19 protein-coding genes and 1 pseudogene are annotated in these 21,453 nt (G+C 72.2%); all 20 read left to right on the forward strand.

Going from position 1 to position 21,453, the window contains the following annotated elements:
• The first annotated feature begins 274 nt into the window (after positions 1-274).
• The 20 genes and pseudogenes from MMSR116_RS02470 (at position 275) to coxB (ending at position 21,423) form a co-directional block, all read left to right on the forward strand.
• Positions 275-1,390 carry an NAD-dependent epimerase/dehydratase family protein gene (locus MMSR116_RS02470; RefSeq protein ID WP_010686540.1) on the forward strand — a complete coding sequence of 372 codons (1,116 nt, stop codon included), beginning with the start codon at positions 275-277 and terminating at the stop codon, positions 1,388-1,390.
• Positions 1,387-2,448 carry an SDR family NAD(P)-dependent oxidoreductase gene (locus MMSR116_RS02475; protein WP_010686541.1) on the forward strand — a complete coding sequence of 354 codons (1,062 nt, stop codon included), beginning with the start codon at positions 1,387-1,389 and terminating at the stop codon, positions 2,446-2,448. The genes MMSR116_RS02470 and MMSR116_RS02475 overlap by 4 nt, the downstream gene beginning before the upstream one ends.
• On the forward strand, positions 2,445-3,752 hold the full coding sequence (locus MMSR116_RS02480; protein WP_010686542.1) for a TIGR04295 family B12-binding domain-containing radical SAM protein: 1,308 nt from the start codon (positions 2,445-2,447) through the stop codon (positions 3,750-3,752). The genes MMSR116_RS02475 and MMSR116_RS02480 overlap by 4 nt, the downstream gene beginning before the upstream one ends.
• A complete protein-coding gene (locus MMSR116_RS02485; protein ID WP_010686543.1) occupies positions 3,737-4,870 on the forward strand; it encodes a glycosyltransferase family 4 protein in 1,134 nt (377 codons plus the stop codon). The genes MMSR116_RS02480 and MMSR116_RS02485 overlap by 16 nt, the downstream gene beginning before the upstream one ends.
• On the forward strand, positions 4,867-6,015 hold the full coding sequence (locus tag MMSR116_RS02490) for a CgeB family protein (RefSeq protein WP_010686544.1): 1,149 nt from the start codon (positions 4,867-4,869) through the stop codon (positions 6,013-6,015). The genes MMSR116_RS02485 and MMSR116_RS02490 overlap by 4 nt, the downstream gene beginning before the upstream one ends.
• Positions 6,012-7,124, forward strand: a complete 1,113-nt coding sequence (locus MMSR116_RS02495; protein WP_010686545.1) for a CgeB family protein — start codon at positions 6,012-6,014, stop codon at positions 7,122-7,124. The genes MMSR116_RS02490 and MMSR116_RS02495 overlap by 4 nt, the downstream gene beginning before the upstream one ends.
• On the forward strand, positions 7,121-8,236 hold the full coding sequence (locus MMSR116_RS02500; protein ID WP_010686546.1) for a CgeB family protein: 1,116 nt from the start codon (positions 7,121-7,123) through the stop codon (positions 8,234-8,236). The genes MMSR116_RS02495 and MMSR116_RS02500 overlap by 4 nt, the downstream gene beginning before the upstream one ends.
• A gap of 15 nt (positions 8,237-8,251) precedes the next feature.
• On the forward strand, positions 8,252-9,259 hold the full coding sequence (locus tag MMSR116_RS02505) for a UDP-glucuronic acid decarboxylase family protein (protein WP_010686547.1): 1,008 nt from the start codon (positions 8,252-8,254) through the stop codon (positions 9,257-9,259).
• A 27-nt stretch (positions 9,260-9,286) separates the two neighbouring features.
• Complete coding sequence (locus MMSR116_RS02510) at positions 9,287-10,369, forward strand: inositol-3-phosphate synthase (protein WP_010686548.1); 1,083 nt, start codon at positions 9,287-9,289, stop codon at positions 10,367-10,369.
• A gap of 262 nt (positions 10,370-10,631) precedes the next feature.
• Positions 10,632-11,222, forward strand: coding sequence for a histidine phosphatase family protein (locus MMSR116_RS02515; RefSeq protein ID WP_039893149.1), 591 nt, complete (start codon positions 10,632-10,634; stop codon positions 11,220-11,222).
• Positions 11,219-12,007, forward strand: coding sequence for a TIGR04290 family methyltransferase (locus tag MMSR116_RS02520; RefSeq protein ID WP_010683907.1), 789 nt, complete (start codon positions 11,219-11,221; stop codon positions 12,005-12,007). Before MMSR116_RS02515 ends, MMSR116_RS02520 begins: the two co-directional genes overlap by 4 nt.
• Entirely contained in the window at positions 12,004-12,909 is a 906-nt protein-coding gene (locus MMSR116_RS02525) for a glycosyl hydrolase catalytic core (RefSeq protein WP_010683906.1), read from the forward strand. Before MMSR116_RS02520 ends, MMSR116_RS02525 begins: the two co-directional genes overlap by 4 nt.
• Before the next feature lie 109 nt (positions 12,910-13,018).
• A complete protein-coding gene (locus MMSR116_RS02530) occupies positions 13,019-13,678 on the forward strand; it encodes a cytochrome c3 family protein (protein WP_010683905.1) in 660 nt (219 codons plus the stop codon).
• Positions 13,666-16,473 carry a 4Fe-4S dicluster domain-containing protein gene (locus MMSR116_RS02535; RefSeq protein WP_010683904.1) on the forward strand — a complete coding sequence of 936 codons (2,808 nt, stop codon included), beginning with the start codon at positions 13,666-13,668 and terminating at the stop codon, positions 16,471-16,473. Before MMSR116_RS02530 ends, MMSR116_RS02535 begins: the two co-directional genes overlap by 13 nt.
• A pseudogene (nrfD, locus tag MMSR116_RS02540) lies at positions 16,470-17,829 on the forward strand (NrfD/PsrC family molybdoenzyme membrane anchor subunit). The gene MMSR116_RS02535 and the pseudogene nrfD overlap by 4 nt, the downstream one beginning before the upstream one ends.
• On the forward strand, positions 17,826-18,353 hold the full coding sequence (locus MMSR116_RS02545; protein ID WP_010683902.1) for a DUF3341 domain-containing protein: 528 nt from the start codon (positions 17,826-17,828) through the stop codon (positions 18,351-18,353). Before nrfD ends, MMSR116_RS02545 begins: the two are co-directional and overlap by 4 nt.
• Positions 18,350-18,877, forward strand: a complete 528-nt coding sequence (locus tag MMSR116_RS02550) for a c-type cytochrome (RefSeq protein ID WP_010683901.1) — start codon at positions 18,350-18,352, stop codon at positions 18,875-18,877. The genes MMSR116_RS02545 and MMSR116_RS02550 overlap by 4 nt, the downstream gene beginning before the upstream one ends.
• Complete coding sequence (locus MMSR116_RS02555; protein WP_010683900.1) at positions 18,874-19,839, forward strand: hypothetical protein; 966 nt, start codon at positions 18,874-18,876, stop codon at positions 19,837-19,839. Before MMSR116_RS02550 ends, MMSR116_RS02555 begins: the two co-directional genes overlap by 4 nt.
• Positions 19,832-20,344: a hypothetical protein gene (locus MMSR116_RS02560; protein WP_010683899.1), complete on the forward strand. Its 513-nt coding sequence runs from the start codon at positions 19,832-19,834 to the stop codon at positions 20,342-20,344. Before MMSR116_RS02555 ends, MMSR116_RS02560 begins: the two co-directional genes overlap by 8 nt.
• Positions 20,344-21,423 (forward strand): cytochrome c oxidase subunit II, encoded by a 1,080-nt coding sequence (coxB, locus tag MMSR116_RS02565; RefSeq protein WP_010683898.1) that lies wholly within the window; start codon positions 20,344-20,346, stop codon positions 21,421-21,423. Before MMSR116_RS02560 ends, coxB begins: the two co-directional genes overlap by 1 nt.
• The last annotated feature ends 30 nt before the right edge of the window (positions 21,424-21,453 follow it).

Genomic DNA, 21,453 nt, shown 5'->3' on the forward strand with positions numbered 1-21,453 from the left:
TGGAATCTGAATAACGCAGGACCTTTCCCCAGATGCCACCCGAGGCGAGCCGGCCTCGCGCCTGCTAGGGAGGCTCGCGTCCCCGACCAGATGAGGCGGATTGTCTCGCGAGGACTGGCTATCCGCGAAAAGGATTTGCCCATACTTTCCGTAAACTTAGCATTAAAGTAGACGTTTTTGCCAATCAGAAGCCGAATTTAACCTGAGTTGTTTCTTACGGATCCAATTCCTGATCTACATAGCTTTAAGTCCTCGCAGGGGAATATCACACCTCGTGCCGGAATCCGTGCTTATCACTGGTGGCGCTGGCTTTATTGGCCGCCATCTTTCCATGGAATTGCTGCGCCGCGGCTACCACGTGCGGGTGCTCGACAGCCTGATCGAGCAGGTCCACGGCGGCGACAGGAGTGACGCTGCCGCGCTGCCGCCGGACGTCGAATTCCAGCCCGGCGACGTTCGCGACGGTGCGGCGATGAGCCGGGCGCTCCACGGGATCGACCGGGTCGTCCACCTCGCCGCCGAGGTCGGCGTCGGGCAGAGCATGTACGCGGTCGAGCGCTACGTCTCGGTCAACGATTGCGGCACGGCGGTGCTGTTCCAGCAGCTGATCGAGGCGCCGGTGAAGCGCGTGGTCGTGGCCTCCTCGATGAGCGTCTACGGCGAAGGGCTGTACCGAACCTCGGATGGCGCCACCGCGGAAGAGGTCGTGCGCCGCCCGCGCCGGCCCGGCGAGCCCTGGGATCCCTTGGACGCGCGGGGAGAGCCGATGCGGCCGATCCCGACCCCGGAGACCAAGCGTCCGGCGCTCGCCTCCGTGTACGCGCTGACCAAGTACATGCAGGAGCGCCTGACGCTGACGCTGGCCCCCGCCTACGGGATGGAGGGCGTGGCGCTGCGCCTGTGGAACGCCTACGGGCCGGGCCAGGCGCTCTCGAACCCCTATACCGGCGTCCTGGCGATCTTCGCGGCCCGCCTGCACAACGGCCAGCCGCCGATGATCTTCGAGGACGGGGCGCAGCGGCGCGACTTCGTCCACGTGGAGGACGTCGCCCGGGCCTTCGCGCTGGCCCTGGAACATCCGGCAGCCGCCGGTCAGGTCTACAACGTCGGCAGCGGCGAGGATCGGACGGTCAGCGAGGTCGCCCGGCTGCTCGCCCGCGCCATGGGCCGGGAGGGGATCGAGCCGGAGGTGACCGGCCAGGCGCGGCTCGGTGACATCCGCCACTGCATCGCCGACATCGGCCGGATCCAGCGGGAGCTCGGCTACGCGCCGCGCCGCGACTTCGTCGAGGGGCTCGCCGAGCTGGCCACCTGGGTGGCCGAGCAGCAGGCCGTTGACCGCGTCGCGGAGGCGCGGCGCGAGCTCGAAGCGCGCGGTCTCGTCGCGTGAGCGGGCGGCCGATCCTCGTCACCGGCGGCGCCGGCTTCATCGGCGCCAACTTGTCCGACAGCCTCGCGGCCGACGGCCACGCCGTGATCGTCTTCGACGCCCTGTCGCGCCCGGGCGTGGCGGCCAACCTGGATTGGCTGCGGCAGCGCCACGGCGGCCGGATCAGCCCGGTCGTCGCCGACATCCGCGACGCGCAGGAACTCGCCCGCGCGGTGGCGGAGGCCGGGGCGGTGTTCCACTTCGCCGCCCAGGTCGCCGTGACGACGAGCCTCGTCGCCCCCCGGGCCGACATGGAAATCAACCTCCTCGGCACCGTGAACCTGCTGGAGGCCCTGCGCGCCCTGAAGCGGCCGGTCCCCCTGCTCTACGCCTCGACCAACAAGGTCTACGGAAACCTGCCGGACCTTGCCCTCGAGGCAGTCGGCGACGCCCATCTGCCGGCCGACCTCGCCTTGCGGGCCCGCGGCATCGGCGAGACCCGGCCCCTCGACTTCCACACGCCCTACGGCTGCTCCAAGGGCGCGGCGGACCAGTACGTGCTCGACTACGCCCGCAGCTTCGGCCTCCCGGCGGCGGTGATGCGGATGAGCTGCATCTACGGGCCGCGCCAGATGGGCAACGAGGATCAGGGCTGGGTCGCCCATTTCCTGATCCGTGCGCTCGCGGGGGAATCCGTGACGCTCTACGGCGACGGCCGGCAGGTGCGCGACATCCTGCACGTGCGCGACGTGGTGGCGGTCTACCGGGCGGCGCTCGCCCGCATCGGTGACGCGTCCGGCCACGCCTTCAACATCGGCGGCGGCCCCGGCAACGCCGTGAGCCTGCTGCAGCTCCTCGACCATGCCGGCGCCCTGCTGGGGCGTCCCGTGGCGCGGAGCTTCCAGGACTGGCGCCCGGGCGACCAGCGCTACTACGTCTCCGACACGCGCCGGGCTGTCGCGCGGCTGGGACTCGCGCCCTTCACGGGCTGGCGCGAAGGGGTCTCCGACCTCGCCGGCTGGCTCACCGCCGCGCGCGCGCAGCCGGGCCCGGCGCCGTTTGCGGGAGCGGCCGCATGAGAGTCGCGCTCGTCAACCCATCCTGGGATTACCGCAACAGCATCTATTTCGGCTGCCGCGAGCCGCACCTGCCGCTGGAACTCGGCTATTCCGCCGCCCTGCTCGCGGCCACCGGCCATGAGACGCTGGTGGTCGACGCCCACCTGGAGGGCCTCACCGCCGAGGCTGCCGCCGACCGGGTCGCGGCCTTCGCCCCCGCCATGACCGTTGTGGCGACCGCCCCCACCTACCTGTTCTGGCGCTGCGCCCCGCCGGAGCTGCGCAGCCCCCGCGCCTTCCTCGACACCCTGGCGGGAAGGGGCGGGACAACGGTCGCGGTCGGCCCCCACGGCTCGGCGACGCCGCGGCCGGTCCTGGACAAACTCGGCTGCGATATCGTCGTGCGCGGCGAGTGCGAGGAGGTCGTCGCCCGCCTCGCCGGCCTCGGCGGCCTGGGGCCGGACACCCTGCGGGCCGTGCCGGCCCTCGCGTTCCGCGATGGCGAAACGGTCGCCGTGACCGGCCCGCCCCATGCCGGCCGCTTCACCGACCTGCCGGCCCTGCGCTGGCCGGAGGGCTGGATCGCCCGGCACCGGCACCACCACCACCGCTTCGACGCCGCGCCCGACGGCCCGGGCGCCGAGGTTGAAGCCTCGCGCGGCTGTCCCTACACCTGCTCGTTCTGCGCCAAGATCGATTTCCGCGATGCCTACCGGCGCCGGGACCTCACCATCGTCCTAGACGAAATCGACGGGCTGATCGCGCAGGGCGTCACCTACGTCTACTTCGTCGACGAGATCTTCCTGCCGCAGAAGCCGCTCCTGGAGGCGGTGGTCGCCCGCGATCTGCGCTTCGGGATCCAGACCCGGATCGATCTCTGGAAGCCCGACATGCTCGACCTCCTCGGGGCGGCCGGCTGCGTCTCCATCGAGGCCGGGATCGAGAGCCTGACGGAGGAAGGCCGCGCCGCCCTCGACAAAAACTGCCGCGCCTCGACCGACGACCTTGCCGAGCGCCTGATCCATGCCCGTCGCTCGGTGCCGTTCGTGCAGGCGAACCTCATCGCCGTGGCCGGCGACGACCCCGACCTCGTGGCGACGTGGCGCGACCGGCTGCGCGGCCAGGGCGTCTGGGCGAACGACCCGGTTCCGCTCTACCCCTATCCGAGTTCCCCCGATTACCGGCGCCTCTGGGGCGCGCCCGACGATCAGGCCTGGGAGCGGGCGCACGCCCACTACCTGGGCCAGTTCACCCAATTCAGCGACATCCAGGACGAGCGCCCCCTCCCCCTCCCCGAGCTGGAGGCCGCATGCGGGTGCTGCTGAGTCCCTCCCCGGCGACGGCGCCGCACGTCCTGATGAGCGCGGATGCGGTGGGCGGCGTCTGGCAGTACAGCCTCGACCTCGCCGCCGGACTCGTGCGGCGGGGCTCAGCCGTGACCGTAGCGGTCCTGGGACCCGCGCCCGCCGACGGGCGGATCGCCGCGGCCGAGAGGGACACCGGCGCCCGCATCGTCGCCACCGGCCTGCCCCTCGACTGGACCGCCGGGACGCCGGACGCCGTGCTCGACGCCGCGCGGGCGCTGGCGGACCTCGCCCGCACCTGCGGGGCCGACTGCGTGCATCTGCACAGCCCCGCCCTGGCGCTGGCGGATTATCCCGTTCCGGTGGCCGCCGTGTGCCATTCCTGCGTGGCGACGTGGTGGGATGCCGTCGAGACCGGGCCATTGCCGGCCGACCTTGCGTGGCGCCACGACCTCGCCGTGCGGGGCTGCCGCGCCGCGGATGCCCTCCTCGCCCCCACCCGGGCGCACGCCCTCGCCACCGCCCGGGTCTGCGGCCTCGCAGCTCCGCCCGTCGTTGTCCGCAACGGGCGCGACCCGAGCGGCCTGCCGCCCCGGGCCGCCGCCCCCGTCGCCTTCACGGCCGGCCGTCTCTGGGACCGGGCGAAGAACGCCGCCGCCCTCGACCGCCTCGCGGCCCGCCTGTCCGTGCCGCTGCGCGCCGCCGGCTCCATCGACGGGCCGAACGGCGGCCGGGTCGAGACGCTTCACCTGCGGCTCCTCGGACGGCTCGACGATGCGGGCATCGCCGCGGAACTCGCCGGCCGGCCGGTCTTCGTGTCGCTCGCCCGCTACGAGCCCTTCGGCCTCGCCGTTCTGGAGGCCGCCGCGGCAGGTTGCGCCCTGGTGCTGTCGGACCTCCCGAGCTTTCGCGAATTGTGGGACGGTGCCGCCGCCTTCGTGGACGCGGACGACGACGAAGCGGCGGCCGGTGCCGTACAGGGCCTCCTCGACGATCCCGTCCGGCGCGCGGCTGCCGGCCAAGCCGCCGCCGTGCGCGCCGGCCGCTACGGCGTCGCGCCGATGATCGAGGGGGTGCTCGGCGTCCTGCTTGGCCTCGGCGCCGGGGTGCCGGCCCGGCTCGGGGGAGCCGCCGCATGAGGATCGCCTATTTCACCCACTCGCTGGCCTCGTGCTGGAACCACGGCAATGCGCATTTCCTGCGCGGGGTGCTGCGGGACCTGATGGCCCGCGGCCACGCCGTGACCGCCTACGAGCCCGAGAACGCCTGGAGCCTCGCAAACCTCCTGCGCGACCACGGCGAGGCCGGCCTCGACGCCTACCGGGCGGCCTATCCGGAGCTTGCCTCCACGCGCTACGCAGATGTCGACGCGGTGATCGAGCGCGCGGCAGACAGCGACCTCGTGCTGGTCCACGAGTGGAACGAGCCGGCCCTGGTGGCGGCCCTCGGCGCCGCCCGGCGCCGCGGGGCGCGCTACACGCTCCTGTTCCACGACACCCACCACCGGGCGGTGAGCGCCCCGGAGGAGATGGGGCGGTTCGATCTCTCCGGCTACGACGGCGTGCTGGCCTTCGGCGAGACGCTGGCCGCGGTCTACCGGGCGAAGGGCTGGGGTCGCCGCGCCTTCGTCTGGCACGAGGCCGCCGACACGCGGCTGTTCCACCCGCCTGCTCGGAAGGGCACCCGCGCCGGCCTGATCTGGATCGGCAACTGGGGCGACGACGAGCGCAGCGCGGAACTGGAGACCTACCTGTTCCGCCCCGCCGCGGAAGCCGGCCTGCCGCTGGACGTCTACGGCGTGCGCTTCCCCGAGGCGGCGCTCGCGACCCTGAGGCATTACGGCGCCCGCTATCACGGCTGGGCGGCGAACGCCGCGGCGCCGGGCCTGTTCGCCCGCCACCTCGCCACGGTCCACGTGCCCCGGCGCTTCTACGTGGAGCGCCTGCCCGGCATCCCGACGATCCGGGTGTTCGAGTCACTCGCCTGCGGCATCCCCCTGGTCTGCGCGCCCTGGGACGACGCGGAGAGCCTGTTCCGCCCGGGCCGGGACTACCTCGTGGCCCGCACGGGCATTGAGATGGAGGACCACCTGCGCGCCCTGAGGGCGGATGCCGGCCTGCGAGCGGCGCTCGCCGCCTCGGGCCTCGCCACCATCCAGGCGCGTCACACCTGCGCGCACCGGGCCGAGGAGCTGCTCGGCATCGTCGAGAGCTTGGCCGAGAGCTCGGCGAAGAGCTCGGCCCAGGACCTGCGGGCGCCCACCACCCTGGAGGCCACCGCATGAAGATCGCCTTCTACGGCTCCTCCCTGCTGTCGTCCTACTGGAACGGCGCCGCGACCTACTACCGGGGCATGCTCGCCGCCCTGGCGCGGCACGGCCACACGATCACGTTCTACGAGCCCGACGCCTTCGACCGGCAGCAGCACCGGGACATCGAGCCGCCGCCCTACGCGGCCGTCACGGTCTATCCGGCGACCATCGAGGCCGCCCGCGCGGTCATCGCCGAGGCGGCGCAGGCCGACGTGGTGGTGAAGGCGAGCGGCGTCGGCGTGTTCGACGACGAACTCCTCCACGGCGTCATCGCGGCGTCCCGCCCCGAGGCGGTGCGGATCTTCTGGGACGTGGATGCCCCGGCGACGCTGTCCGAGATGCGCGCCGATCCCGACCACGCGCTCCGCCGCGCCCTGCCCGACCTCGACCTCGTGCTGACCTACGGGGGCGGCCCGCCGGTGGTCTCGGCCTACGAGGGTTTCGGCGCGCGCGCCTGCATCCCGATCTACAACGCGCTGGATCCGGACACCCATTTCCCGGTGCCGCCGGAGCCGCGCTTTTCAGCCGACCTCGCCTTCCTGGGCAACCGCCTGCCGGACCGCGAGGCGCGGGTGGAAAAATTCTTCCTGGCGGCGGCGGCGCGGCTGCCGGAGCGGGCCTTCCTGATCGGCGGCAACGGCTGGGAGAGCCGGGGCCTGCCGCTCAACGTCCGGCATCTCGGCCACGTCTACACGCGCGAGCACAACGCCTTCAACACGACGCCGCGCGCGGTCCTGAACATCGCCCGGGACAGCATGGCGGCGGTGGGCTTCTCCCCCGCCACCCGGGTGTTCGAGGCGGCGGGCGCCGGCGCCTGCCTGATCACCGATGCCTGGGAGGGCCTTGGCCTGTTCCTCGACGATGACACCGAGGTGCTGGTCGCCCGGGACGGGCGGGATGTGGCCGACCACGTCGCGGCCCTCACGCCGGAGCGGGCCCGCGCCATCGGCGAGGCCGCGCGTCGCCGCATCACGGCCGAGCACACCTATGCGCGCCGCGCCATCGAGGTGGACGCAATCCTGCGGGCCGAGGCGGCCCGCAAGGCGGAGGCCGTGGGCGCGGCCCGGCGGAGCGTCGCGTGAGCGCGGCCCCGCAGGCCCCGCTGCGCCTCGTCGTCCTGGGCCTGAGCCTGTCCTCGTCCTGGGGGAACGGGCACGCCACCACGTACCGGGCGCTGCTCAAGGCCTTCGCCGACCGCGGCCACGACGTGCTGTTCCTGGAGCGCGACGTGCCCTGGTACGCCGCGCATCGCGACCTGGCCGAGCCCGGCTTCTGCGACCTCGCCCTCTACGCCGACCTCGACGGGCTCGCCGCGCACCGCGCCGCCATCGCGGCGGCGGATGCCGTGATCGTCGGCTCCTACGTGCCGGAGGGCATCGCGGCGGGCGCACGCGTGCTCGACTGGGCGCGCGGCGTCACCGCCTTCTACGACATCGACACGCCCGTGACCCTGGCAGCCCTGGAGGCCGGCACCTGCGCGTACCTCGCGGCCGGGCAGATCCGCGACTACGACCTCTACCTGTCCTTCACAGGCGGCCCGACCCTGCGGCGCCTGGAGCGGGATTACGGCGCGCCCGCGGCGAGCGCCCTCTACTGCTCGGTCGACCCGGAAGCCTACCCGATCCTCGACCGCCCGGCGCGCTACGACCTCAGTTATCTCGGGACCTACAGCCCGGACCGGCAGCCTACCCTGGAGCGCCTGCTGATCGAGCCAGCCCGCCGCGCCCCGAAGCTGCGCTTCGCGGTGGCCGGACCGCAATACCCGGCCGGCATCGACTGGCCCTCCAACGTGGAGCGGATCGAGCACCTGCCGCCCGACCGGCACCCTGAGTTCTACGCGGCGAGCCGCTACACGTTGAACGTCACCCGCGCCGACATGGTCCGGGCCGGCTGGAGCCCGAGCGTGCGCCTGTTCGAGGCGGGCGCCTGCGGCACCCCGGTGCTCTCCGACCGCTGGGACGGGCTCGACACCCTGCTGGTGCCGGAGCGCGAGATCCTGCTGCCGGACGGTCCGGACGCCGTCCTCTCTATCCTGCGCGACCGCTCCGAGGCCGAGCGGCGGCAGCTCGGCGCGGCGGCCCGGGCAGCGATCCTGGCGCGGCACACCGCCGCCGTCCGCGCCGCGGACCTCGAACGCATCCTCGGCGAGGCACGGGCGCAGCGTGCGCCCGCTCTCGCGGTCATCGGTCACTAGGCAGGCGGGAGAATGATGGTGGGAACCAGGAGCGGTGTCCGAGTCCTCGTCGCCGGCGGCGCCGGCTTCATCGGCTCGCATCTGATCGACGCGCTCCTCGCCGAGGGCGCGCGCGTCACCTGCGTCGACAGCCTGCTCACCGGAAGGCGGGCGAACCTCGCCCACCTCGCCCGCGAGCCGCGCTTCGACTTCGTGGAAGCGGATGTGACCGCGCCGCTGCCCTCGCTGCCGCGCGTCGACAGGGTCTACAATCTCGCCTGCGCGGCCTCGCCGCCGCACTATCAGGCCGACCCGATCCACACGATGATGACCAGCGTGCTGGGCACCGGCCGGCTCCTGGAACTCGCCCGGGATTCGGAGGCGCGCTTCCTCCAGGCCTCGACCAGCGAGGTCTACGGCGATCCGGAGCGGCACCCGCAGGAGGAATCCTACTGGGGCAACGTGAACCCCACGGGGCCGCGGGCCTGCTACGACGAGGGCAAGCGCTCCGCCGAGACCCTGACCTTCGACTTCGAGCGCCAGCACGGCCTCGACATCCGCGTGGCGCGGATCTTCAACACCTACGGGCCCCGGATGCGCGCCGATGACGGGCGCGTCGTCTCCAACGTGATCTGCCAGGCGCTCGCGGGCGACGACATCACGGTCTACGGCGACGGCGAGCAGACTCGCTCCTTCTGCTACGTCAGCGACTTGGTGGACGGGCTCCTCCGTCTGATGGAGGCCGGGACGCCCCTCGACGGGCCGGTCAACCTCGGCAACCCCCGGGAGATGACCGTCGGCGAACTGGTCGACCTCGTCGTGCGGATGACCGAGACCCCGTCCCGCATCGTGCGCCGGCCGCTGCCGGTGGACGATCCACAGCGCCGGCGCCCCGACATCACCCGTGCAGAGACGCGGCTCGGCTGGTCGCCCCGGGTGCCGCTGGAGGAGGGCCTGGAGGCGACGATCGCGTGGTTCTCCCGCGAGATCGCCCCGCGCCCCGCCCGTCCGGCCATCGAGGAGCGCGCCGTTGTCGCCGGCTGATCGAAGCTCCGGACGTCCGAGGCGCTGATGGCCGCCGCCCCCATCCGCGTCGGCCTCGTCGGGATCGGCAACTGCGCCTCGTCCTTCGTGCAGGGGCTGCACCATTACCGCGACGCCGCCCCCGGGGACGCGGTGCCGGGCCTGATGTCGCCAGATCTCGGCGGCTACCGGGTGCGCGACGTCGCCGTGGTCTCGGCCTTCGACGTGAGCGCCGCCAAGGTCGGGCGGGACCTCGCCGACGCGATCCTGGCGGAGCCCAACAACACCCAGGTCTTCGCCGCGGTGCCGGCGACCGGCGTCACGGTCCGGCGGGGGCCGACGCTCGACGGGATCGGCCGCTACCTGGAGGGTGTGGTGGCGGAATCGCCCGAGCCAGTGGCCGATGTCGCGGAGGCACTGCGGCGCAGCGGCACGCAGGTGCTGGTCTCCTACCTGCCGGTGGGTGCGCAGGCGGCCACCGAGTTCTACGCCGAATGCGCGCTCCAGGCCGGCTGCGCCTTCGTGAACTGCATCCCGGTCTTCATCGCGTCGAATCCGGAATGGGCGGAGCGCTTCGCCGCGAAGGGGCTGCCGATCGTGGGCGACGACATCAAGAGCCAGGTCGGCGCCACCATCGTGCACCGGGTGCTGGCGAACCTGATGCGCGAGCGCGGGGTGCGGCTCGACCGGACCTACCAGCTCAATTTCGGCGGCAACGCCGACTTCCTGAACATGCTCGAACGCGAGCGGCTGGAATCGAAGAAGCTGTCCAAGACCCGGGCGGTGACGAGCCAGCTCGATGCGCCGCTGGCGCCGGACGACGTCCATGTCGGCCCGAGCGACCACGTGCCCTGGCTGACCGACCGGAAATGGGCGCATATCCGGCTGGAGGGCACCGCCTTCGGGGGCGTGCCGCTCAACATCGAGCTGAAGCTCGAAGTGTGGGACTCGCCGAACTCCGCCGGCATCGTCATCGACGCGGTGCGCTGCGCCCGCCTCGCCCTGGACCGGGGGATCGGCGGCGCCCTGGAGGGCCCGTCGAGCTACTTCATGAAGTCGCCGCCCCGGCAGTTCACCGACGCGGAGGCGCGGGAGCGCACCCGCCGCTTCGTGGCGGGCGAGGCGGCGTGATGAGGAGCGATTCAGATCCGGCATGCGCCCTCCCTCCCCCCTCTGCGGGGGAGGGTGGCCCCCGAAGGGGGTCGGGAGAGGGGAGCGACGGTGCAGAAAGAGGCGGAGGCCTTCATGAAGGTCGCCCCAAATCCGGAAGCCGGGTTCCCCTCTCCCGACCCCGCCTTACGGCCGGCGCCGGGCCACCCTCCCCCGCAGAGGGGGGAGGGAGACGCGCGGATGCGTGGGAGAGATCCGTCCCCACGCCGAGCCGCGTCTTCGCATGAGGCAGGTCTTCCTCGTGCGCCACGGCAGCCACGATCGGCTGGGCCGGATCCTGTGCGGGCGCATGCCGGGCGTCTGCCTGAGCGAGGCTGGCCGCGCCGAGGCGCAGGCCCTGGCCCGCCGCCTCGCCGGCTGCGGCGCCGGCACCCTGCTGGCGAGCCCGCGCGAACGGACCGCCGAGACCGCGGCCCCGATCGCCGCCGCCCTCGGCCTGGATGTCGGGACGGAGCCCGGCCTCGACGAGATCGACTTCGGCACCTGGACCGGCCGCAGCTTCGCCGAACTCGCGGCCGATCCCGACTGGGCCACCTGGAACGCGCAGCGCGCCACCGCCCGTCCGCCGGACGGCGAGGGCATGGCGGAGGCGCAGGGCCGCGTCGGACGGATCCTCGACCGCCTCGCCGCGGACGGCGCGCCCGTGATTCTGGTGAGCCACGCCGACGTGATCCGCGCCGCGCTCCTGACGGTCCTGGGGCTCGGCCTCGACGCCTACGACCGGATCGTGGTCGATCCCGCCTCCTGCAGCGAGCTCGCCCTCTGGCCCGGCGGCGGCCGCGTCGTCTCCCTCAACGAACGGACCGCACCATGACGGCCACCGCCGTGACGGCCGAAGATCTGCGCCGGCAGGCCGACGCCCTCGGCCCCTGGTTCCACAACATCGACCTCGGCGACGGGGTCTGGACCGCCCCGGACCATTTCCTCGGCGACTACCCGGGCGTGAAGTGGCGCCGCTTCGCCGACGCGCTGCCCGCCGACCTCACCGGTAAGAGCGTCCTCGACATCGGCTGCAACGGCGGCTTCTACGCCATCGCGATGAAGCAGCGGGGCGCCGCCCGGGTGCTGGGCCTCGATTCCGACGACCGCTACCTCGCCCAGGCCCGCTTCGCCGCCGCCAGCCTCGGCCACGACATCGAGTTCCGCAACCTCTCCGTCTACGACGTCGGCGCCCTGGGCGAGCGGTTTGACGTCGTGCTGTTCATGGGCGTGCTCTACCACCTGCGCCACCCGCTGCTCGCCCTCGACCTGATCCGCGAGCACGTGGCCGGCGACCTCCTGGTGTTCCAGTCGATGCTGCGTGGCAGCCGGGCGGTCGAGCCGGTCGCCGCGGATTACGATTTCTGGGACATGGACCAGTTCGAGCGGCCCGGTTACCCGCGGATGCACTTCGTCGAGCGCTCCTATGCGCACGACTGGACCAACTGGTGGATCCCCAACCGCGCCGGCATCGAGGCGATGCTGCGGGCGAGCGGCTTCTCGATCGAGGCCCAGCCCGAGGCGGAGGTCTATCTCTGCCGCACCGCGCCGGTGCCCTACGGGGTGGGGGCCGAATATCCTGCGCGGGCGCAGGCTCACGGACGCGGGGGAATGCGATGATCGACTCGGTGATGCTCTGGAACGAGCCCAACAACAAGTCGCACTGGGACCCGGAGATCGATCCCGACTGGCTACTCTTCGCCGAGATGGTCAAGGAGGCGGGCCACGCGATCCGGGACGTGAACCCGAACCTGACCCGCGTGCTCGGCGGCATCTCGCCGATCGATCCGCTCTTCATTCGCAACATGGAGGCCCGCGGCGTCCTCGACGCCGTCGACGCCGTGGCGGTGCACGGCTTCCCCCTCGACTGGAACCTGTGGTCGATCCATGACTGGCCGGCCAAGGTCGACGAGATCCGCGCGGTCACCGACCTGCCGGTCTGGGTCTCGGAGGTCGGCGTCTCGACCTTCGGCGCCGAGGAGGTCCAGGATTGGGGCCTGCGCCGGACCCTGGAGCTGCTCTCGGGGCGGGCGCCGCGGATCCACTGGTACAGCCTCTACGACCTGCCGCGGGAATGGGAGGCCACCACCCGCCACAAGGAGGCCGAGGGCTCCTCCTACTACCGGCACTTCCACATGGGCCTGCTCCGCCAGGACGGCACGCCGAAGATCGCGCTGGAGAGTTTTGCCCGCCACACCCCCGAGATTGGCCTGTGCCAGTGGTTCCACTTCGAGGACCACCGGCTCGACGAGGCGGTTTCGTGGATGAAGCGGCTAGGCGTGCGCCATCTACGCACCGGCCTCTCCTGGGCCGACAGCTTCCGCCCCGGGGCGCTGGACTGGTTCGACCGGCAGATGGAGGCGCTGAAGGACTTCGACGTCACCGTCACCTTCTGCTTCACGCCGGAGCATCGGGGGATCTCGCCTCATCACACCAGCGCGCCGCTGGTCCGGGGAGAATACGCGGCGTTCTGCACCGCCATGGTCCGGCGCTACGCGCCCGGGCAGTACCCCGCGGGCTGAACGGCCAACATAGGTAGGCGCCCGGCCTTCCCGCGCCGTCTAAGCCTGTCTGGGAGTCCGGGCCCGCGTGTCCGACCCCGGTGACGTCGCCCGGAGGTGGACGCACGGCATGGTGCAGATCTTTCGTCCGGGCGCCGACACGGTCGCCCGGGTCGTCCTGGCCTCGGTGGCCGTGGTGCCGGTCCTGTCGATGGGCCTCGCCTACGCGTACTGGCGCTCGCCCTACGCCACCCAGCAGGAGGTGACCCGCGAGCAGCCGGTCCCATTCAGCCACGAGCACCATGTCGGCGGCCTCGGGATCGATTGCCGCTACTGCCACACGTCGGTGGAGAAGGCCGCCTTCCCGGGCATCCCGCCCACCGAGACCTGCATGAGCTGCCACTCGCAGGTCTGGACCAACGCGCCGATGCTGGCGCCGGTGCGCACCAGCCTCGCGGAGGGGCGGCCGTTGGAATGGCGCAAGGTCCACGCCCTGCCCCACTACGTCTACTTCAACCATTCCGTGCACGTGGCCAAGGGCGTCGGCTGCACCACCTGCCACGGCGAAGTCCAGACCATGAAGCTGGTCCGGCAGGTGGCGCCGCTCACCATGGGATGGTGCCTCGACTGCCACCGCGATCCGGCCCCGAACCTGCGCCCCCGCGAGGCGGTGTTCGACACGAACTGGACCCCGCCGCCCGATCAGAAAGCGGTCGGCGCGCAACTCGTGAAGGCCTACCACATCAAGAGCCCCCAGCGGCTCAGCGAGTGCTCCATATGCCACCGCTGAGCACCCCCTCCCGTCGCGAGGCGCTGGGCCTGCTCTCCGCGGGCATCGCCGCGGGCCTCGGCGCCTGCTCGAAACCCTCCGAGGAGCTGGTGCCCTACGTGGTGCAGCCGGAGCAACTGCTGCCCGGCGTGCCGGCGCGTTACGCCACCGCGTTGTCGCTGGGCGGCTGGGCGCGGGGCGTCCACGCCATCGCGGTGGACGGGCGCCCGATCAAGATCGAGGGCAATCCCCAGCACCCGGCGAGCCTCGGGGCCACCGACGTCTTCGCCGAGGCCGCAATCCTCGACCTCTACGATCCAGACCGCTCGCGGACGGTGACCGAGCGGGTGAGCGGCATCGCCTCCTGGGACATGGTCGAGCGGGCGCTGGCCGCGCCCCTGGCGCAGGTGCGCCGGGAGAAGGGGCGGGGCCTGCGCCTGCTCACCGGGCGGGTCACCTCGCCGACGCTCGCCCGCCAGATCGCCGCCCTGCTTCAGGCAATGCCCGAGGCGGTCTGGCACGTCCACGAGCCCCTGGACGATGCCGCCGCGCTCCGCGGCGCGGACCTCGCCTTCGGCCGCCCCTTGCGGGCGCTGCCGGATCCGGGCCGCGCCGAGATAATCTGCTGCGTCGGCGCCGACACGCTCGGGCCCGGGCCGGACCAGATCCGGTTCGGCCGCGCGTTCATCGACCGGCGCCAGGACCCGGTACGGTTCGGCCGGCTCTACGTCGCCGAGACCGCGCTGACCCAGACCGGCATCAAGGCCGATGCCCGCTGCGCCCTCCACCCGGCCGACCACGCCGGCCTGCTGGCCGCCCTAGCGAGCAGCCTCGGCGCGAACCTCCTCGTCCCCGACCTGCCGCCGGAGGCCGCCCGGTTCGCCACGGCCGCCGCGGCGGACCTGCGCGGTGCCGAGGGCCGCGCCCTGGTCCTCGTGGGCGACGCCCTGCCGCCGGAGCTGCACGCCCTCGGTCACTGGATCAACGGCCGGCTGAAGGCCCCGGTCACGTATGTCGCCCCCCACGACGTCGCGGGCGACCATGCGCCCGCCGATCTCGCGACCCTGGCGGCGGATCTCGATCGCGGCGGGGTCTCCTGCCTCGCGATCCTCGGCTGCAACCCGGTCCAGACCGCGCCGGCCGACCTCGCCTTCGCGGACAAGATCGGCCGCGCCGGCTTCTCGGTCCATGCCGGGCTCCACGGCGACGAGACCGCGGGGGCCACGCACTGGCACCTGCCGCTGGCGCACGAATTGGAGTGCTGGTCGGATCTGCGGGCTCTGGACGGCACTGCGAGCCTCGTCCAGCCTCTGGTCCGGCCCCTCTACGGCGGCCGCTCGGCTCACGAGATCCTGTCGCTCCTCGCGAGCGCGCCCGCCACCGCCGGCTACGACATCGTCCGGGCGACGTGGCACGACCGGGGCGGCGATGATTTCGAGGGCTGGTGGCGCAAGGCACTCCACGACGGGGTGATCCCCGACAGCGCCGCCGCCCCGGTGGATCCGGGCGAGGCGCGGCTGCCGGCCCTGCCGTTGCGGCCGCCCGTCACCGGCCTCGCCGTGGAAATGCGCCCGGATCCCTGTCTCTATGACGGCCGCTACGCCAACAATGCGTGGCTGCAGGAATGCCCGAAGCCGGTCTCGAAGCAGGTCTGGGGTAACGCCCTGGCGCTCTCGGCACGTGAGGCCGCCCGGCGCAGCCTCGCGGCCGGGGACGTGGTGCGGCTCGGGATGGATGGCCGTGCCATCGAGGCGCTGGTTTCGGTGGAATCCGGCGTGGCCGACGGGGCGGGCGTTCTGACCCTCGGTTACGGCCGCCCCCGTGCCGGGGCGATCGGCAGCGGGATCGGCGCGGACGGCTACCGCCTCGCCACGGCGGCGGCGCCGCGCCTGTTGGCGGGCGTCGACGTCGAGAAGCTCGATCGGACGGGCGAGGTGCTGCGCACCCAGAATTATACGCAGATCGAAGGCGAGACCAGGAAACTCTTCCGCCAGATCGCCCTGGCCGACCTTCCGCAGGCAAAGCCCAAGGGCATCGGCGCCGAACAGCCGACCCTCCTCGAACCCTGGACAGGCGACGCCGACGGCCATGCCTGGGCGATGGTGATCGACACCCATGCCTGCATCGGCTGCAACGCCTGCGTGGTCGCCTGCCAGTCCGAGAACAACGTCCCCGTCGTCGGGCCTGAGGAGATCGCCCGGGGCCGGATGATGCACTGGCTGCGGGTCGATCTCTACGATTCCGGCACGCCCGAGGCGGTTCATGCGGGGTTCCAGCCGGTGCCCTGCATGCATTGCGAGCACGCGCCCTGCGAGCCGGTCTGCCCGGTGGCGGCCTCCGTCCATGACGGCGAGGGTCTCAACCTCCAGGTCTACAACCGCTGCGTCGGGACGCGCTTCTGCGAGGCGAACTGCCCCTACAAGGTCCGGCGCTTCAACTTCTTCGGTTACGCGGACGGCCAACCCTACGCGACAATGGGCGCCGAGAGCATCAAGGCGCAGCACAACCCGAACGTCACGGTCCGGGCCCGCGGCGTGATGGAGAAGTGCACCTACTGCATCCAGCGGATCGCAAACGAACGGCAGGATTCTGAGCGCGACGGCCGTCCGATGGGCCCGGTCGCCACCGCCTGCCAGTCCGCCTGCCCGACCCGGGCCATTACCTTCGGCGACTTGGCGAAACCCGACAGCCCGATCCGCCGCCTGCGCCAGGACCCCCGCCACTACGCCCTGATGGAGGAGCTGAACACGCGGCCCCGCACCACCTACCTCGCCGACCTCCACGCCCCGAACCCGGATCTCGGAGGGCGGACGTGAGCGGCGGCGCGCGAGGACATCGCTGGATCGCCCCGGCGCAGCTCAGCCACGGCGCGATCTCGGCGGCGATCGCCGACCCGATCCAGAAGCGTGGCCCCGGCAGGCTCTGGTTCTACGCGCTGCTGGCCACCCTTCCCTTCGTGCTGGTGACGCTCGGGGCGATCGGCGCGGTGCTCACCGTGGGGATCGGCCTCTCAGGTGTGAACACCACCGTGGTCTGGGGCTTCTCGATCGCCAACTACGTCTGGTGGATCGGCATCGGCAATGCCGGCACGCTGATCTCGTCGATGCTGCTGCTCACGCGCCAGCGCTGGCGCGCCTCGATCAACCGCTTCGCCGAGGCGATGACCCTGTTCGCCGCCGGCATCGCGGGGATCTTCCCCATCATCCATCTCGGGCGGCCGCTCTACGCCTACTGGCTGGCGCCCTACCCCAACACCATGGACCTCTGGCCGCAATGGCGCTCGGCCCTGGTGTGGGATTTCTGGGCGATCCTCAGCTACATCCTGTTCTCGGCGCTGTTCTGGTTCACCGGCCTCCTGCCCGATCTCGCCACGATGCGCGACCGGGCCACCACCCGGGCCGGCCAGATCATCTACGGCGCCCTGGCGCTGGGCTGGCGCAACTCCGCCCGGCACTGGCAGGTCTACGAGACCTACCACAAGACCATGGCGGCGCTCGCCGTGCCGCTGGTCTGCTCGGTCCACTCGATCGTCGGCCTCGACTTCGCCGCGAGCCTGATGCCCGGCTGGCAGGAGAGCATCCTTCCCGCCCTACTTCGTCGTCGGCGCGATGTATTCCGGCTTCGCCATGGTGGTGATGATCGCGATCTTCATCCGCTGGGGGCTGAACCTCCAGGCGGTGATCACGCCGGCCCATTTCGACGTCATGGGCAAGGTCATGCTGTTCGCCAGCGTGATCATGACCCTGTCGTACGCCACCGAGTGGTTCATGGCCTGGTACGGCGGCGAGCGCGCCGACCGGGACGTGGTCCGCTACTTCTTCGAAGGCGACTATCGCTTCCTGTACTACGCCCTGATCGCCTGCAACTGCGTCGTGCCGCAGGCCCTGTGGTTCCCGTTCGCGCGCCGCAACCTCTGGATGCTCGCGGGGATTTCGGTGGTGATCAACATCGGGATGTGGTTCGAGCGCATCCTGATCGTCTGGAACACGCTCTCGCACGGCCACGCGATGAGCCTGTGGCGGACGTACCATACGAGCCTCTACGACCTCGCGATCCTGTTCGGGCCCCTCGGCCTGTTCGTGCTCGGCTTCCTGGTGCTGGTGCGGATCTTCCCCGTCGTGTCGATGCACGAGGTCCGGCAGGTCAGCCACAACGAGGAGGCGGCGGCATGAGTGCCACCACCAGTGCGCCCCTGCTCGCCGAGTTCGAGACCCCGGACGCCCTGGTGCGGGCGCTGCGGCTCGCCCGGGCTGACGGTCACTGCCTGCTCGACGCCTTCACGCCCTTCCCGCTGGAGGAGCTGTCGGAGGACTTTCCGCCGCCGCGCAACCCTGTGCGACTCGTGATGGCGCTGGCGGGCTTCGGGGCCGCGGCCGCGATGTACGGATTGCAATGGTACAGCGCGGTCTACGCCTACCCGCTGAATTCCGGCGGGCGGCCGCTCCATTCCTGGCCGGTCTTCACCCTGGTGCCGTTCGAGTTCGGCGTGCTGGCGGCGGCGGTGGCGGGCTTCGCCGCGCTGCTCTGGGCCTGCGGCCTGCCGCGGCTCAACCACCCGGTCCACGATATGCCGCAGTTCGAGCGGGCGAGCCAGGACCGCTTCCTGCTCCTCGTCGCCCCGAAGGCGGAGCCCGGACCCCTGCGCCGTCGGCTCGAGGAGGCCGGCGCGCTGCTGGTGTCGGAGATGCACGGATGAGGCGTGCGCTCCTCCTCGCGGTCGTTCCGGCCCTGTGCCTCGCGGCCTGCGACGATCAGTCGATGCGGGTGCAGAACCGCTACGAGGTCTACGGCAAGGCGCCGCTCTTCCCTGGTAACGCCGAGACCCAGACGCCCCCGGCCGGGACCGTCGCCCAGGGGGATGCCGCCTACGCGGCGGGCCTCGCCACGCCGCCCCGCCTCGACGCGGCCCTGCTCGCCCGCGGCAAGGAGCGCTACGAAGCGATCTGCACCCCCTGCCACGGCTATACCGGCCACGGCGACGGCATGGTCGTGCAGCGCGGTTTCCCAGCCCCGCCCTCCTACCACGAGGACCGCCTGCGGGCGGCGCCGGCCCGGTACTTCGTCGACGTAATCACCGAGGGTTACGGCGTCATGTATCCCTATGCCAACCGGGTCACGCCCCGGGACCGATGGGCCATCGCCGCCTACATCCGGGCGCTGCAGCTCTCGCAAGGCGCACGCGTCGCGGCGGTGCCGGGCCTCGCGGAGCACCTGCCATGATCGAAGCACTCGCCCGCGGCTGGCTGGTCGCCTGGCTCGTCTGGAGCACGGTGCCGGTGGGCAGCCTTGTCCTGATGCTGATTCACAGGGTCACCGGCGGCCGCTGGGGCGAGGCTCTAGCGCCGGCCCTGCGGCCGGCCGCCGCCCTGGTGCCGCTCGCCGCCTTGGCCTTCCTGGGCGTGGCGCTCGCCCTGCCCGCCCTCTACCCCTGGGCGGCCGATCCCGGCCTGGTGAAGCCCGGGATCGCCGAACTTTACCTCGACCCGGCCCTGTTCAACCTACGGGCAGCGTTGACCCTCCTCGGCTGGTCGGTCCTCGCCCTGCTCTGCCTCGCCGGCCGCTGCGGCCCGCTGGCGGCGGCACTCGGCCTCAGTTTCTACGGGCTCACCATCAGCCTCGTGGCGGTGGACTGGATCCTCTCGGTGGAGCCGCACTTCACCTCCTCCGCCTTCGCGGCCAACACCGCCCTGCACCAGATCCTGGCGGCGCTCGCCTGGGCCGCGATGGCGAGCCCGCCGGGCCTCGACGACGCGCGCGCCTCCGACCTCGCCGGGCTGATCCTCGCGACTCTCCTGGGTGTCCTCTACCTGAGCCTGATGTCCTACATCGTCGCGTGGTACGGCGACCTGCCCGAGAAGGCGGCCTGGTACCTGAAGCGCGGCACGGGACCCTGGATCGCGGTGCTGCTGGCATCGCTCACGGCCGGCGGGCTCCTGCCCTTCGCGGCCCTGCTGTTCGCCCGGATCCGGCAGAGCGCCGCCTCCTTGAGGGTGATCGGCCTCCTCGTGCTGATCGGGCTCGCCCTGCACCTCGCGTGGTACGTCCTGCCGGCCTATGACGACGGCGCGGGGCCGGCCGCCGCATGCGCGGCGCTGGGCCTCACGCTGCTGGCCGGGCTGTCGGTGCCGTTCGGTCGCCGCCTCGCCCGGATCCGGGCCGCCGGGAGGCCGCGCCATGCCTGAACAGGCGGCCGACGGCCAGCTGCATACCGGCGTTCACGACGACGCCGTGGGCCATGCCCGGCCCGGCACGGAGGCCCCCGCCCTGGCGCTGCGCCCGGTGCTGCTCACCGGCCTGTTCATCGTGGTGTTCGTCGCCGCGACGCTGGCGGGCCTGCGCTTCTACTACACGGCGACCGTGACCCTGCCGCTGATGCGCCCGCCCCGGACCTTCGCGCAGCCGCAGCTGCAGCGGGCGCCGGCGAGCGACCTCGACGCCCTCCTCCGGGACCAGAAGGGGCGGCTCACCGGCTACGCCTGGGTCGACCGCGACAAGGGCATCGCCCGCATGCCGATCGACGCCGCGATGGCCCGCCTCGCGGCCGAGGGGGATGCCGGCTTCGCCGCCCCCGTCCAGCCCGAGCAGGTGCCGCCCTTCGGAAGTCGCGGCGGCGCGTCGAGCGCCCTGCCCTCGCCGGACGGGCAGCCCGGCACACAGCAGCGCGCCGCCTCCGAGGGAGCGCGCTGATGGGCTCGCTCATGCCCGCCTGGCTCATGCCGGTCGCCGCCTCCACCCAGGCCGCCAAGGTCGACCGGATCTTCATCGGCCTGACCCTGGTCTCGGCGGCCATCGTGCTCCTCGTGGTCGGCCTCGTGGTCACCTTCGCGATCCGCTTCCGCCGCGGCTCGAAGGCCGACCGGGGGCCGCTCCCCGAAGTCGTCTCCCGCGAGTTCGAGATCGGCTGGACCGCCGCCACCCTGTTCATCTTCGTGTTCATCTTCTGGTGGGCGGCCTCGGCCGAGATCGGGGCCTTCTCGCCGCCGAAGGACGCGCTCGAAGTCCACGTCGTCGGCAAGCAGTGGATGTGGAAGACGCAGAGCTCCAACGGCGCCCGGGAGATCAACGAATTGCACGTGCCGGTGGGCGTGCCGGTGCGCCTGGTCCTGACCTCGCAGGACGTGATCCATTCCTTCTACATCCCGGCCTTCCGTCTGAAGCGCGACGCGGTGCCCGATCAGACCACCGAGGCGTGGTTCCAGGCCACCAAGACCGGCACGTTCCAGCTGATGTGCACCGAGTATTGCGGCACCGACCACGCCCGCATGCTCGGCCGGGTGATCGTCATGGAGCCGCAGAATTACGCGGCCTGGCTCTCGGCCCAGCCCGAGGGCGACGACCTCGCCCATCAAGGCGAGCGGCTCTTCTCCGATAAGGGCTGTTCCGGCTGCCACGCGCCAGGCTCCTCCGTGCATGCGCCGAGCCTCGCGGGGATCTGGGGGCAGGCGGTGCAGCTCGACGGCGGCAGGCTCGCCACGGTCGACGCCGCCTACGTGCGCGACTCGATCCTCCAGCCGAAGCGGGACGTCGTGGCGGGCTACGCGCCGGTCATGCCGAGCTACCAGGGCCTGCTCTCGGACGGCGAGATCCAGGCGCTCACCGCCTATATCCGCTCGCTCGGCGCGGGCCCGCGGGAGATCCGCACGCCCGGCCTGCCGCCGCTGTCCTCGCGGGTGCCCGGCGCCCAGCCCGAGCGCAGCCCCGCCATGGTGCCGGGCGCCCCCGTCTCCGACACGCCGGCGCCCGCCGGACCGGCGGTGAAGCCGTGATCCCCGCCGAGCCCCTCAGACCCGGAGTGC

The sequence above is a fragment of the Methylobacterium mesophilicum SR1.6/6 genome (genome assembly GCF_000364445.2).
Taxonomy (GTDB): domain Bacteria; phylum Pseudomonadota; class Alphaproteobacteria; order Rhizobiales; family Beijerinckiaceae; genus Methylobacterium; species Methylobacterium mesophilicum_A.